This is a genomic window from Brevibacillus centrosporus (assembly GCF_046622605.1).
Taxonomy (GTDB): domain Bacteria; phylum Bacillota; class Bacilli; order Brevibacillales; family Brevibacillaceae; genus Brevibacillus; species Brevibacillus centrosporus.
This window is the reverse complement of record NZ_CP176856.1, coordinates 4443025-4456401: the sequence shown is the minus strand read 5'-3', so window position 1 is coordinate 4456401 and position 13377 is coordinate 4443025. Positions and strand designations below refer to the sequence as shown.

The following is a 13377-nucleotide window of genomic DNA, read 5'->3' as shown; positions in this document are numbered from 1 at the left end:
CCTCTTGGGTTAGCGAATACAATTTGCCAGGTCATCGAGCTTTTGCAGGACGAGCGCGGAGATGTCCTCCAGTGACAAAAAGGCTGCTTCGGCTTCTTGCTGTCTTCCTGCACGAACCAGTTGATAGATCTCACGGACGATATCATGGAACCGGCAATGCGGCTCCTCCAGCTGCTGGAAGGCAGGCAAGGAAGAAATGCTTGGATTCCCTTTGACTTCCCTGTACCACGTGCCCAAACGGCATTGATGATGGTCGACCAGGTCTTTTTCTTCGATGTGGTGATAACCGAGCATGAAGTTGTACAGCCACCATTTCCACAGCAGATGATCCGTCGATCCGCAGATTATGCTTGATCTTGTCGATTTGCATGACGAGCTCGAGGACGTGAGGAGTAGGCTTGAATGATGGCGGGAATCATATACTCGTATATACGTAAATAGGAGCCTGTGTACCATTCGGGAGCCAGACCGATCCGGCTGTGAACCTCACCGATTTTCTCGCGGCCGGCGACAAATGCATCATCCATTTGACTGGCAGGGAGTGACTGCAGGTGACGGCGGAACGAGGCGGAGAGGCGCTCAATCGTCGAATTGGCTTCGAGAATGTGCATCAGGTTGGAGAACTCTTTCAGCATCTCATAATGTCGATCGGTGATGGAATCCAAATGCTCGTGGAGCAGCGGATCCAGCTTCCGGATTCGCTCCATATCCTCCTGGTTGATTCTTACCAAACATTTCGATACCCCCGTCTATTCATAAAACACGACCTATTCGGAATGAATAGGTCGTTGATGGCTTCATTATATCATTTGCCCAAATCACAGAGGGAGGGCGAGGAGGCCAGATCTATTAGGAAATTGTGAAATGTTTGTAAAGAAGAACATAAGTTTCATCCTATCCTATTCAAAAAAAGTCATATGATCCTTTTCTTGCCGATAATATCCAAGCCGATCCTCGAGTGTACCTGTATGCAGTTCGAATTTGTGTCCATCAGGATCGGTAAAGTAAATAGAGCGCTTGTCACGCACGTCGCGTTCCCGGCCAGGCAAGATGGAGACCTCGTTTTTTTGGAGGTGCTCGAGCCAGGAATCAAATGTCTCCTCGGCGATCGAAAAGGCGAGGTGGGTGTAGGACTGATGGATCTCCTGACGAGGAATGTCCACCTCTTCATTCAGAGCCAGCCAATATCCGTTCCAATCGAAATAAGCCAGCTTTCTCCCGCGGACGAGTGGTTTGGCTCCCAACACATCGCGATAAAAGACAAAAGACCGTTCCAGATCGGACACGGAAAAAAGGAAATGATTAATCCCAGACGGTTGAAGCAACATAATCTCCTCCCAATAATCCCCATACGGGTTTATAAGCCCATTTTACGAGAGGGAGAGACATTTGACCAGTAGAGCAGGAAGGCAAATCCAGACAAGGGAAGTCCCCCTCGGATTTGCCCACTGCAGGTAAGGGAAGGTCTTACTTGGATTGTTGTTGCTGTTGTTGCTGCTGCTGCGTTTGGATGGTGGATTGCACCTGGGACACCATGGTTTGCGCCTGGGCGATTTCCTGAGAAGCTTGTTTGAGGGCTTCTTCCGCGAGCTGCGGGTTTGCAGCAGATTGCTGGATGGCTTGGTTGATCATCGTTTTCGCGAGTTCAGTAGAAACTTCGGCTTTTTTCAGGGAGTCCGTATTGATTTGGCTTGGCATGCTTGTTCCTCCTCGAAGTGATGTTGGCAGAGCACCACAATAATTTGTCCGCTCTCCATGTCGAATATGTATGCAAGGCAGAAGCCCAACCGCTTGCGCTTCCGTTTGCATACCCTTGATAGGAGGGAGGAATGCGGGATGAAAAAGAAATGGGTGCAAGCGGTGAGAAATACAGAGCGAGCTTTTTTTACCATCGTGCTCTCCGCCAAAAAACGAGTAGGCAACCGTGGGAGAATACTGCCTCCGCGTTTTTCATCGGTCGCAAAAATTCGCCGGTTTCTGCAAAAGAGCATGACCCCCTGCCTGGCGAGCCGCGTGATCAGAAATCTGGATTTACGCCGGATCAACGGTCGATTGGCAGTGCCGGTAGGGGATACGATCGGAGCTCCACCTATTGTAAAAACACAGCTGCTTTCACGGTGCGGATCGAATGTCACGTTAGCTGTTTGGTTTGCCTTTGATCCGAGCGACCGTTTTTTTCGCGTGTACCAGCTGCGAAAAAGAGCAGATGGAAGGTGGATCGTCGTAGGGCGTCATCCTCTTGACTACCCGTTTAGCTTGCCCGGACGTGAGCGGACGCCGTTGGCAGGATGCTGTGCCCGGTGCATGTGAGGAAAGAAAGAGGGAGTCGAAAGCACGAAAAAGGGCATAGGAACAGCAGCCAGCGCTTTGTGTCGTGGTCTCCCTCTCTTCATTTCTGTAAGAAAAATCCGGTATTGATTTTGGCTCCATTTGCCTGTATAGTAATGAAGTATTGACGGTGCGAAATTTGTCGAAATTTAGGGGATGGCACAGCTTGGTAGAGCTCTTGGCTTGGACAGCCTGTTTTCCTGACCAGATGAAACCGTCGATATCATGATTGGCCGGTATGGCGGAATTGGCAGACGCGCGCGACTCAAAATCGTGAGGGAAACCGTGGGGGTTCAAGTCCCTCTACCGGCACCAGCAATCTATACATAGTGCTTTTCTTACGTAAGGTGGGAAACAGAGTGTAAAACCTGTTTCTCACTTTTTTCATACAGTAAGAATTTATAAGATTCATATCCAGTATAAGTGCAACTAAGACTGCCCCAAAAGGCTTGGCGCAGCCAAGTTTTCTAATATCTTGAGCCAGTAAAAGGGTATCAAAGCTTAAGTCCTGCTACAATGAGAGAAAAAGGAGGCTGATCTTGTGAGACTTTCTGGAAAACGTATCGTCTGCTATGTGGAGCATGAATTTGAAGATCTCGAGCTGTGGTACCCCGTTCTTCGGTTGCGTGAAGAAGGGGCTGTCGTCGATCGCGTAGGGCCACAGGCGAATTATACCTATAAAGGAAAATACGGCGTCCCTTGCGTATCGGATAAGTCCATTCACGAAGTGCGCGCTGTGGATTACGATGGCGTTCTGGTTCCTGGCGGCTGGGCCCCCGACAAGCTGCGCCGCTATCCGGAGATCCTCACCTTTCTGCAGGAGATGGACCAGGCGAAGAAGCCGATCGGGCACATTTGCCATGCTGGGTGGGTCCTGGTATCCGCCAAAATCCTCCAAGGTGTGAAGACGACGTCCACTCCCGGAATTAAGGACGACATGGAGAACGCTGGAGCGATTTGGGTAGACGAAGAGGTAGTCGTTGACGGGCACATCATCGGCTCCAGACGCCCACCAGACTTGCCGGCTTATGCGAAGGCATTTGCGGATGTCCTCGCAGGGGGGTATTGAACAGGATTGAACTCGCCATCCAACCATATCGCTGTAAGCAAAAGCTCACCCCAAAGGTGAGCTTTTTAAGATTTGGTCTGTCCCTTTTTCTTCCAGGGGGGATCGCCGAGTTCATGAATTTTTGTATTGATTTTCAAAAAGAGATAGGGAATTAGAAACGAGAGGATGACACCCGTAAAAGTCAAGTAAGGGGGCAGCAGACCTAATAAATATTTCAATGAAAATCACCTTCCAAGTTCGGCGCGATTGATCCCGCCAATGTTTCGGATGTACACTTGAGCGACCACTTTAATCTCGGATTTTCCGTACAAACGCTTGCCCTTTTCCCAATCGTTCTTGATATCTTTCCATAGATCCTTGTGGTATTGCTTCAGATGGCTGCCCAATCCGATGACGTCTACAGGAAGCTGCTTGTGCACCTTGGTAATCGTATCCCGGCATAGGCGTTCAATCTCGTTGGCGAATGCCAGCTGAAGCTTTTCCATCACCTGTTTGTTGAGCAGATCAATCTGGTCAAAGGACTCCATAATGGCCCCTTCGCATTTGATCTGATAGGTGAATTTCAAGTGCTCCTTGTTTCGCGTATCCGCGACGATGCTCCTTTTTGCCCCCGTAATGCTAAGGACACCCAAATCCTCTTTAATTTTGGCTTTCAAGAGGCCTCCTTTTATTTGGTTAGTCAGGAAATTAAGTCCCTCCGTTTCTTCCTCGCCCAAGAAACCCACCATGATATGATCGCTATTAAAAAGGGCGGCACCTGCTATCTTTACTTCCTGTTTTTCCGCCGTGATACGAGGCAGGGTAAAGCTGAACTGATTGAGGAGCTGCTCGTGTACATCTCCGATCCGCATGACAGGCAGCATACGTGCCGTTCTATCGTTGTTTTCTCCGATAGAATTGATGTACAGGGAAGGGAGCTTCTCTGTTTTCGGTTTCACTTCGATGACATTTTTGGCATCTCCCTTGGAAATAAAGACCTTGGTGCTGCGGCGTGCATCAGGATCGCGAAGCAGCACATCGATGGCGTTGCCAAAGCCGGCTTTCGAGCGGGCGATTTCCTCGGAAAAGATGATGATCTTTAGGTGCTGGTAAAAAGGAGTTCTGCTCGCACGGGTTGCAAATTCGCGCGATACCTCAAACAGGGAGTCACCCTCCGAGACGATGTTGAGATAGGCTTCGTTCGTGGTGTTTTGACTGGTGGATTGACCACCAGATACGAGTCCTCCGGGAATGACCATCTGGTTGGTAACCAGGAAACGCTGCTTTCCTTTTGGCTTTTCGGGTGCTTCTTGTTCCGCTTGCTCCTCTGCATTCTCGTTGCGGGGGGCATCTACGGCTACACCTACCACAAATCCGCGCTCTTCAATCTGTACCTGATCCCAGCACCCACTGACCAAAATCGTAGACAGAAGCATGCTCACGTAGAGACGTAATCTTTTAGCCATGGTCCTTCACCCCGCGGAAAAAAGCAATGATCAATAAACAGATCGGTATCAGATAGACAATAACGAGACCGAAATAAGTCAGCTTGTCTCCAAACGAAAAGAAGTCGATCAGGTTCTGTGGAAGCATCGCAATAAAGTAAATGATCGGCGAGAGGATCAGGATCCAGACCATCTTGCCTATCTTTTTGAACATGGAAGTCAGATTGAGGACGGTAATATCCAGCCACATCGCGCTTGTATTGAAAATAGTCATGATCCAGATTGTAAAAAAGATAGACTCGACGCGTTCGAAAAAGCCGCCGGGAACCTCGACTTCCTTGGCCAGCTCGATCGTCGGAAACGTTAAGTTTTTCGCCACCTCCGCAGAGAACACAGCGATCACAAACACGTAAATCGTCATGTACAGGACAACGGGAATGAGAAGTCCCAAAAACACAGATTTGCCTGCTTCCTCCGGTCGTTTCATGAGCATCGTATAGAAAAGAATAATCTCAAATCCGGAATAGGAAAGCCCGACATCCTTGGACCCCTGCAAAAGAGATTTCCAGCTCGAAGAAAAGTACGGACGAACGTTTTCGATTTCGACGAGAGGCTGGGCAAACACCAGTACTACCACGATGACGTACAAAACGACGGGCAGAAACAAGAGGTTCAGGCGGAGCAGAGCAACGCGCGAGCCTGCTACGGCATACTGCACCACCAGCAAAAAGCTCAGGGTGATCATCTCTACTGGCGTATTGTAAAACAAATATTGCTTGGCGATGGTGCCAATCGCACGCACCTCAAAAGAGACAAACAGCATCGTGTAGATGCAAATCAGGACGGTTAAGACGTAGCCGACCGGCTTGCTTGCAATCAGAGACGTGTATTCAAAAAAGGATTGCCTGGGAAAGCGAGCGGCAAGCTTGGCAAGCAACCAGCCGATCAGGAAGGCAACGGCACCACTGATCACGACTGAAATCCAGCCATCAAAGGCTCCCGTTGCTTTAGCCAAGGTGCGTGGGAATGTCAAGATGCCCACTCCGATAGTTACGGAGGCGATGTTGATTCCCATGTGGTTTTTGCTAATCAGCTTTTCGGCTAATGTTTGAGCGCTCATGATTGATCCCCTGTTCTCATGCGAGTTTCATCTTGTGTATGCAGTGCTTTTGGTCGTTTTCTCAAGAAGGTGATAGGCGCGCGAAGAATCAGGTCCTTCCAATCCCGTGGCATCTGCGGGGCAAAAGGCGATAAGTACGGATAGCCAATGCTCGTCAGGTTGGTCAGATGAATCATGATGACAATGAAGCTGAGAATGACGCCATATACTCCGAAAACAGCGGCAGTGAACATCGCGAAGAAACGAATCATCCGAAAAGCAATCGCCAGCTGATAAGAGGGGATGGCAAACGATGCGATCGCGGTGAGTGCGACGACGATAACCATAACCGGACTGACAATCCCGGCAGACACGGCGGCATCCCCGATGACGAGACCGCCTACGATGCCGACGGTCTGCCCCAGCGGTTTCGGCAGGCGTAGTCCCGCCTCTTGCAGCAGCTCCATCGTGGTAACCATCAGGATGGCTTCGAGAAATGCAGGAAAGGGGACACCGTCACGCGTTGCGGCAATGGAAAAAGCTAAGTCAGACGGAATCAGTCCAGGATGAAAGGTTACGAGTGCTATGTAGAACGATGGTGAAAAGACAGCCAAAAAGGAGGCGATGTAACGAAGCAGTCGTGCCAGCGTGCCGACAATCCATCTTTCGTAGTAATCCTCGGGGGAGTGAAGGAACAATCCGAAGGTGACGGGCAAAATCAACACGACGGGTGTGCCATCCAACAAAATCGCGATCCGTCCCTGAAAGAGAGAAGCAGCTACCTTGTCGGGGCGCTCTGTACTGTGAATTTGCGGAAAAGGGGATAAGAAATCATCCTCAATCCACTGCTCGATGAACCCGGACTCTTCTACTTCATCGATGTCGATCGTGGCGAGTCTGCGCTTGACCTCATCCAGCAGCTCTTTGTCCACGATGTTGTCGATGTAGGCGACGACGAGATCCGTTTTACTTCGTTCCCCCACGATTGATCCATCGAACCGCAAATGATAGTCTTTGACTCTTCTGCGAATTCGTACCGTATTGTCCCGGATGCTCTCTGTAAAGCCATCACGCGGTCCACGAACAAGACCTTCTGCCGCAGGCTCTTCCACAGCCCTCGTAGCCCAGCCTTTGCTGTCGATGACGATGACCTGATTGGTGCCGTCGATCAGTAAAGCGGTATCGCCTGATAGGACACAATCGAGCATCAACTGGAAATCAGATTCTTTTTTTATTTCAATGACGGACAAGACTTCCTCGAATAAAAGGGACAGGATCTCCTCGGGGTCGTCGGGTACCGTTTTTTCCGCTGTAGAAATCATCAACTGGATGTTGGCCAGGATTTGTTCGTGCACCATGGCGCTGTTGGCCAAACCGTCGATGCAGACGACGGCACAGGAATGCTGGGTATTTCCGATGAAAAAGGAGCGTGTTAAGAGATCGTGTGAATTGCCCAGCAAGGTTTTGATCGTGTCTAAGTTCTCCTGCAAATTCGAAGACAAGGAGAGAGAAATGGGCTGTGCTGCCTCTTGCCTGGGCAGCTCGGATGAGGAAGCTTTCTGCCTGCGATGCTGTGCTAGTATTCTGCGCAACATGAGAGTTCCCCCCGTCAAAAAAAGCGAATAACATGTTAGAGCGATTTTTTCCAAAAGAAGGGGAAAGTATGCGGATGAAAGTTCCACTCGAAACTTTCGCACAAATAATTGAACAACCGCATCAGGTATGGTACATTCGGCATGGTAGAATAGAGAGGTAGTAGAGAGAATTTGCATCGTAGGAGAGGGTGGTAGGCAAGTGCTTCAGAGTCAAGTATTGATCCGGGAAATGGATTTTACCCGGCTTGCTCATACATGGGAAGAACTAGCGGCGCGGATGAAAGAAAACGGGGATACAACGACCCCAGGGAAAATGCTGCAGCTTGCGGATAAGACAAAGCGCGCGGAGTTGAACATCGCTTTCTGTGGACACTTTTCCGCAGGAAAATCGACGATGATCAACACACTGTTAGGTGTAAATTTGCTGCCTTCCAATCCGATTCCGACCAGTGCCAACGTGGTCAAGATTCGCGGAGGGGAAAAGGCGGCGCGCGTGTACACGTTGAACAGCGGCGTGATCACCTTCGATCCTGATACAGAGATGGAGAAGCTCAAGCAGTTTGCAGTTGACGGAGATACGGTGGAATCTGTAGAAGTTTCCTACCCGGGAACATTCCTCAACGAGCATTCCAGTCTACTGGACACACCGGGGATTGACTCGACGGATGCTGCGCATAAAATCGCAACCGAATCCGCCCTCCATTTGGCGGATGTCGTCATTTACATGATGGACTACAACCACGTACAGGCTGAGGAAAACTTCAACTTCACGAAAACGTTGAAAGACCGTGGAAAGCCGGTCTATCTTGTCGTGAACATGATCGACAAGCACATTGATTTTGAGCTGGACTTTGACAGCTACAAGGAAAGTGTGGAAGAAGCGTTTGCGACCTGGAACATTCATCCAGACGGTATTTTCTACACCTCGCTGGCTGAGCCGGATCATCCGGAAAACCAGTACGAAGAACTGAGAAGCAAGCTGTCGAGCCTGATTGCAAGTCGGGAAGAGCTGGTCGGCCGCAGTGTGAAAAGTGCTGCTGAGCATCTAATCGAGGAGCATATCCAGGTATGGAAGGCAGCAAATGAAAGCGTACGTCAGGAATGGGAGAGCAAGCTGGATGACGTAAGCGTAGAAGGCTTGGATCAGCGGGATGCTGCGGCTGTTCAGGGGGCGCTGGAGCAGGCAGAAGCAGAGGCGGCTGTTCTGGACAAACGGACAGAAGAAGCGCGCAGCAAAATGGAAAAAGAGCTCACGGTGCTCTTGGACAATGCACGTTTGACCTACTTCAGCACGAATGAAGCGGCGCGGAGCTATTTGGAGAGCAAAAAGCCAGGGTTCAAGATGGGCTTTTTGTTTGCGGGCAAAAAGACCGAGGAAGAGCGGGCACGCAGAGAAGAAGCGCTGCTGGCGGATCTGCGTGAAAAAGTGGCCGGAAATCTGGATTTCCACTTCAAGGAATTGATGAACAAGCTGCCGCAGGCGTACGAAATACGCGATGAGGAGTACAATGCGGCTGTTCATGCGACGACAATCGCGCTTACGCCAGAGCTGCTGGCTGCTCATATCAAGGATGGAGCACAGTCACGTGAGTACGAGCTGAATTACTGCAGCGACCTCGCAGGTGGAATCAAGCTGGAGTACCGTCGCGTAGGCCTTGCTTTTATCGAGCAGGTGGTCTCTCGCTTGGCGCAGCAGGTAAAGGCGCAAAGCGAAGGACTGCAAGCACGACTGAATCAATTGCGCGAGCTGGCACAGGTGCACAGCAAGCTGGCTGAGCTGACAGCAGCGGAGCAGGGACAACGAGAGCAGTTGCAGGCGATTTGGCAAAAAGGAGAACAAGTATCATGAACCAATTGAGAGAAAAACTGTTTGCAGCGGCACAAAAGCTTCGGCGCACAAGCGAAGAAATTGTCGCTGTACCAGGTATGCAAGCACAGGCGCAAGCGATGCTGGATCGGGCGGATCGTCTCGAAGCCAACCGTTTTACCGTTGCGTTGTTCGGAGCATTTAGTGCAGGGAAGTCCTCCTTTGCTAATGCGCTGATGGGAGATATGGTCCTGCCGGTTTCCCCGAATCCGACTACGGCCGCCATCAATAAAATCATGCCTCCGACCGACGAATATCCACATGGGACCGTTCGCGTAGTCTTGAAAAGCAGAGACGCGATTGAACAGGACGTTTTGCGCTCGTTGGCTGTGTTTGGTTTGCATGCCTCCGGTTTGGAAGCTGCGCTTGCAGAGCTTGGAAAAATTGACGTCGCGCAAATTCCACCGACTGCCAAGCCGCACTATACGTTTCTGAAGGCCGTTACCAAAGGTCTGCCGGAAATGGGAGCGCACCTCGACGGGGTGCTGCTCGTGGATATGCAAGCGTTTAAGGGCTTTGTAGCCAAAGAGGAAAAGGCTTGCTTTGCCGAGTACATCGAGCTGTTTTACTCTTGTCCCCTGACCGATCAAGGAATCGTTCTGGTGGATACTCCTGGTGCGGACTCGATCAATGCCCGTCATACCGGCGTTGCGTTTGAATACATGAAAAACGCGGATGCCGTCTTGTTCGTTACCTACTACAACCACGCATTCTCCCAAGCTGACCGCGAGTTTTTGCTGCAAATGGGACGCGTGAAGGATACGTTTGAGATGGATAAAATGTTCTTCATCGTGAACGCAGCCGATTTGGCGGCTTCCGAAGAAGAGCTGCAAGGCGTTATTACGCACGTGGAGAAAAATCTTTTGACCTGTGGAATCCGTCTGCCGCGCATCTATCCGGTATCGAGCCAGACCGCTCTCTTGGCACGCATGCACGAAAAAGGCAAGCTGGCAGCATCTGCGGAGAAGGTGTACCGCCAACGGACGCAAACGGCAGAAGGCGCAGAGCTGATGCCAGCCGAGGAAGCATTCAAGCTGTCTGGCATGGCGAACTTCGAGGCACAGTTCTTGCGCTTTACCATTGAGGAATTGACGCAAATCGCTGTAAACGCGGCGATCGGTGAAATTCGTCGTGCCCATCATACACTGACTGAGTTCATGAGAATGGCGCAGTCAGGCGAGAGCGAAAGACTGGCTCGCAAGGAAGCGGCGCAAACGGCACAGGCTTCCGCATTGACAGCTGTCGAGTCGCTCGCGACGAATTCCTTTGAACGCGATCTGGCAAAGGAAAGGGAAGAGCTGCTCTACTATGTGAAGCAGCGCCTTTTCTTCCGCTTCAACGAGCTGTTCAACTTCGCTTTCAACTCGTCTGTGCTAAAAGACGATGGCCGCAACATGAAACAGGCTCTTCAGGGAAGCTTGACGGACCTATTGCGCTCCATCAGCTACGATTTGGCTCAGGAGCTGCGTGCGACGACGCTTCGCCTGGAGAGGTTTCTCAACAAGCAGGGTGTTATGCTGGCCCAGCAATGGCAAAACGACGTGCAAGCTTTTGCAAGCGGCTTGACGCTCTCACCGTACCAACCACGTCAGGTTGAGACGCTGCAGTTTGCTGAGGAGCTGCCGGTAGCAGTCTCCGCTTTCCAACCGGCGCTGGCGCTGTTTAAAAATACGAAGGACTTTTTTGAACAGGATGGCAAACTCAAGGTGCGCGATGAGCTGGAAAAACGGATGCAGGAACCGGTTGCAAGTTACGTCGCAGCGGGAAACGAACAGCTGGCTGATCAATTTGCTACAATCTTTACAGAGCTGGTAGGAGTCGAACGTGCTCGCGTCATCGATCAGGTGAATGCGTACTTTACAGGTTTGTACGCTGCACTGGATATGAACGTCGATCTGGATGAGCTCCAAGGCAAGCTGGATCGAGTCGCTGGTGAGCTTCAATAGGACGAAAAACGAACGAAAGACACTCAAGATAGGACTCTTGGGTGTCTTTTTCTATACAGTAAGAATTTAAAAGATTCTTATCCAGTATAAGTGCAACTAAGGCTGAGCCAAAAGGCTTGGCGCAGTCAAGTTTTCTAATGCAGAAGTAGGTATTTAGTCTCAAAAGGGAAAGAAAAGAACAAAGACTGCAACTTCTTCTCGAATTTTCACGTCTGCCATTTCAGATAAAAATTATGATCAGGGATCGAGGAGGAACAACCTATGAAAAGATGGAAGCACAAAATTTTGCCAGCGATCCTGGCGAGTTCTTTGAGCGTCTCCTTTGCTACAGCGGTTAGTGCTCACGGAAATGGAAACGGGAATGGTAATGGCAACGGCAACTGGAATGGCAACTACCAAAACGCCAAGGGCAACAACCAAAAAGGAAACACGCAAAAAATCAGCTTCCCGCAAAATAACTTCAAGCCTGGAAACTCGTATCCAACCCAATATCGTTTCACTGATCTGCAAAAGCACTGGGCAGAGTCTATGGTCAAAAACATGGTGGACCGCTCCATTATCAAAGGCTATCCGGATCATACATTCCGTCCGAACAAGCCAGTTACGCAGCTAGAGGCTTTGACGATGGTCATTAATTTGCTGACACAAAACAAAGAGCTGATGACAAATGGCGATTATAAAGGCTACGATGTCCCAGACTGGGCGCAGACGACTGTCAAGCTTGCCCTGATCAATCACATTGTAGATTCGAAAGACTTTGAGCCGAATAAACCGGCTACCCGACTGTTCGTGATCAAGCTGCTGGTAAACGCACTCGACGTCGATATCGATGATATAGATGAGGACAACCTGTTCTTCGGGGATATCGCAAATCTCAGCGATGAAGAAAGGGAATATTTGTCGTATGCATTGCTGCAATCGCTTGTAGCAGGCTATGAGGACAAAACGTTCAAGCCAAACAAACCTGTTACCCGTGCGGAAATGGCGGTATTTGTAAACCGTCTGCTCGGCAAGTTCGGGTCGGTTGAATCCGGCAACCACGTAAAAGGCACAATCGCGGCTATCGATGAAGACGAGGAAGAGCTGAAAATCGGTTCCAAAACCTATGAAATTGCGGACGATGTAGTGGTGAAGCTCAATGGGAAAGCGTCGAGCCTGAGCAAGCTGTCCAAAGGCATGATAATCGATGCGATTGTAAAGGATGACGAGATCACCACGATCTATGCCTATACAACAAGCGATGACGAGGACGATGTAGATTTCAAAGTTGAAAAGGTTTCGGATGGCAACGATGGTGATGACTTCGAGGAAGCAGTGAAAACAGGCTCCCGTGTGAGCGACAGCACACCTGATCTGACAGGCGAAACGCTTTCCATCGCCTTGAATGGAGATCGTGCAAAATGGATCGATCTGGATGACATCGACGGCACGCAAGACGATGGTGATGAGGTTGCCGAAGCGTTGGAAGAGGCAATTGGGGACGCATTGGGAGACGATGATCGTGTGAAGGTTTCCTTTGAGAATAGCCATTTTGTCTTCGAAACCGACAATAGCCAGACAGATGAAGTACCTAGCATCAAGTTTAGCGGAAGCGCTTTGAACGAGCTTGGTCTGAACAGTACGGAAGCGAAAGGCTCCTTGGGCGAATCTGATGAAGAAACGTGGAAAATTACTGTGAAGTCGGATGCAACCTCCGACCAGACGTATGTGATTGCGATTGAAGATGACAACATTGATGAGAAGGTAGAGATCGATGTGGATGACAACGATTCTGCCGAGGAAATCGCAGACAAGATCGCTGACGCTCTCCAAGATAACGACGAAATCGATTCGGCCTATTCGGTTGACGTGGATGGTGATGTCGTGACCCTGACTTCCAAGATCGATGGGGAAGATTTGGACGCAGAGATTGCTATCAGCAAAAAATAAAGCCGGATTAACAAGAAAAAAGCCAACCTCATGTTGGCTTTTTTTGTATTGGTGCGCCCAGCATGGGCGATAGCTCTAGGGTGTAAGTCCCGAACGGGGGTTGGCTGTACCAACCGTTAG

At 50.1% G+C, this 13377-nt stretch carries 12 protein-coding genes and 1 tRNA gene; 6 read left to right on the top strand and 7 right to left on the bottom strand.

The features are described from left to right. Positions 1–9: 9 nt before the first annotated feature. The 4 genes from ACLIN2_RS22495 to ACLIN2_RS22480 form a co-directional block, all read right to left on the bottom strand. The gene (locus ACLIN2_RS22495) at positions 10–294 is read right to left on the bottom strand and encodes a CZB domain-containing protein (RefSeq protein WP_411502183.1); all 285 of its coding nucleotides are present in this window, start codon (positions 292–294) and stop codon (positions 10–12) included. Positions 295–344: 50 nt separating this feature from the next. After that, on the bottom strand, positions 345–707 hold the full coding sequence (locus ACLIN2_RS22490) for a protoglobin domain-containing protein (protein WP_411502182.1): 363 nt from the start codon (positions 705–707) through the stop codon (positions 345–347). 192 nt (positions 708–899) lie between these two features. After that, positions 900–1325 (bottom strand): metallothiol transferase FosB, encoded by a 426-nt coding sequence (fosB, locus tag ACLIN2_RS22485; protein ID WP_411502181.1) that lies wholly within the window; start codon positions 1323–1325, stop codon positions 900–902. Positions 1326–1467: 142 nt separating this feature from the next. Then, positions 1468–1698: a hypothetical protein gene (locus ACLIN2_RS22480; RefSeq protein WP_122925918.1), complete on the bottom strand. Its 231-nt coding sequence runs from the start codon at positions 1696–1698 to the stop codon at positions 1468–1470. A 138-nt stretch (positions 1699–1836) separates the two neighbouring features. Here ACLIN2_RS22480 and ACLIN2_RS22475 point away from each other — a divergent pair, with 138 nt between their 5' ends. The 3 genes from ACLIN2_RS22475 (at position 1837) to ACLIN2_RS22465 (ending at position 3397) form a co-directional block, all read left to right on the top strand. Next, positions 1837–2310, top strand: coding sequence for a hypothetical protein (locus ACLIN2_RS22475; RefSeq protein ID WP_411502180.1), 474 nt, complete (start codon positions 1837–1839; stop codon positions 2308–2310). A 250-nt stretch (positions 2311–2560) separates the two neighbouring features. Next, positions 2561–2643, top strand: a tRNA-Leu gene (locus ACLIN2_RS22470). 226 nt (positions 2644–2869) lie between these two features. Next, a complete protein-coding gene (locus tag ACLIN2_RS22465) occupies positions 2870–3397 on the top strand; it encodes a type 1 glutamine amidotransferase domain-containing protein (RefSeq protein ID WP_411502179.1) in 528 nt (175 codons plus the stop codon). Between the two features lie 224 nt (positions 3398–3621). Here ACLIN2_RS22465 and ACLIN2_RS22460 read toward each other — a convergent pair whose 3' ends face one another. The 3 genes from ACLIN2_RS22460 to ACLIN2_RS22450 are packed head-to-tail and all read right to left on the bottom strand — an operon-like array spanning position 3622 to position 7515. Next, entirely contained in the window at positions 3622–4842 is a 1221-nt protein-coding gene (locus tag ACLIN2_RS22460) for a Ger(x)C family spore germination protein (RefSeq protein ID WP_411502178.1), read from the bottom strand. Next, positions 4835–5941: a GerAB/ArcD/ProY family transporter gene (locus ACLIN2_RS22455; RefSeq protein ID WP_411502177.1), complete on the bottom strand. Its 1107-nt coding sequence runs from the start codon at positions 5939–5941 to the stop codon at positions 4835–4837. Before ACLIN2_RS22455 ends, ACLIN2_RS22460 begins: the two co-directional genes overlap by 8 nt. Further along, positions 5938–7515, bottom strand: a complete 1578-nt coding sequence (locus tag ACLIN2_RS22450; protein ID WP_411502176.1) for a spore germination protein — start codon at positions 7513–7515, stop codon at positions 5938–5940. The genes ACLIN2_RS22455 and ACLIN2_RS22450 overlap by 4 nt, the downstream gene beginning before the upstream one ends. Positions 7516–7714: 199 nt before the next feature. On the opposite strand from ACLIN2_RS22450, the gene ACLIN2_RS22445 reads away from it, so the two are divergent. From ACLIN2_RS22445 to ACLIN2_RS22435, 3 genes are all read left to right on the top strand, one after another. Then, on the top strand, positions 7715–9364 hold the full coding sequence (locus ACLIN2_RS22445) for a dynamin family protein (RefSeq protein ID WP_411502175.1): 1650 nt from the start codon (positions 7715–7717) through the stop codon (positions 9362–9364). Beyond that, on the top strand, positions 9361–11328 hold the full coding sequence (locus ACLIN2_RS22440) for a dynamin family protein (RefSeq protein ID WP_411502174.1): 1968 nt from the start codon (positions 9361–9363) through the stop codon (positions 11326–11328). Before ACLIN2_RS22445 ends, ACLIN2_RS22440 begins: the two co-directional genes overlap by 4 nt. 261 nt (positions 11329–11589) lie before the next feature. Further along, positions 11590–13257, top strand: coding sequence for an S-layer homology domain-containing protein (locus tag ACLIN2_RS22435; RefSeq protein ID WP_411502173.1), 1668 nt, complete (start codon positions 11590–11592; stop codon positions 13255–13257). The last annotated feature ends 120 nt before the right edge of the window (positions 13258–13377 follow it).

Coding starts and splice junctions, on each gene's coding strand:
- ACLIN2_RS22495 (WP_411502183.1), bottom strand. CDS start 294: ATGCTCGGTTATCACCACATCGAAGAAAAAGACCTGGTCGACCATCAT.
- ACLIN2_RS22490 (WP_411502182.1), bottom strand. CDS start 707: ATGGAGCGAATCCGGAAGCTGGATCCGCTGCTCCACGAGCATTTGGAT.
- ACLIN2_RS22480 (WP_122925918.1), bottom strand. CDS start 1,698: ATGCCAAGCCAAATCAATACGGACTCCCTGAAAAAAGCCGAAGTTTCT.
- ACLIN2_RS22475 (WP_411502180.1), top strand. CDS start 1,837: ATGAAAAAGAAATGGGTGCAAGCGGTGAGAAATACAGAGCGAGCTTTT.
- ACLIN2_RS22460 (WP_411502178.1), bottom strand. CDS start 4,842: ATGGCTAAAAGATTACGTCTCTACGTGAGCATGCTTCTGTCTACGATT.
- ACLIN2_RS22455 (WP_411502177.1), bottom strand. CDS start 5,941: ATGAGCGCTCAAACATTAGCCGAAAAGCTGATTAGCAAAAACCACATG.
- ACLIN2_RS22450 (WP_411502176.1), bottom strand. CDS start 7,515: ATGTTGCGCAGAATACTAGCACAGCATCGCAGGCAGAAAGCTTCCTCA.
- ACLIN2_RS22440 (WP_411502174.1), top strand. CDS start 9,361: ATGAACCAATTGAGAGAAAAACTGTTTGCAGCGGCACAAAAGCTTCGG.
- ACLIN2_RS22435 (WP_411502173.1), top strand. CDS start 11,590: ATGAAAAGATGGAAGCACAAAATTTTGCCAGCGATCCTGGCGAGTTCT.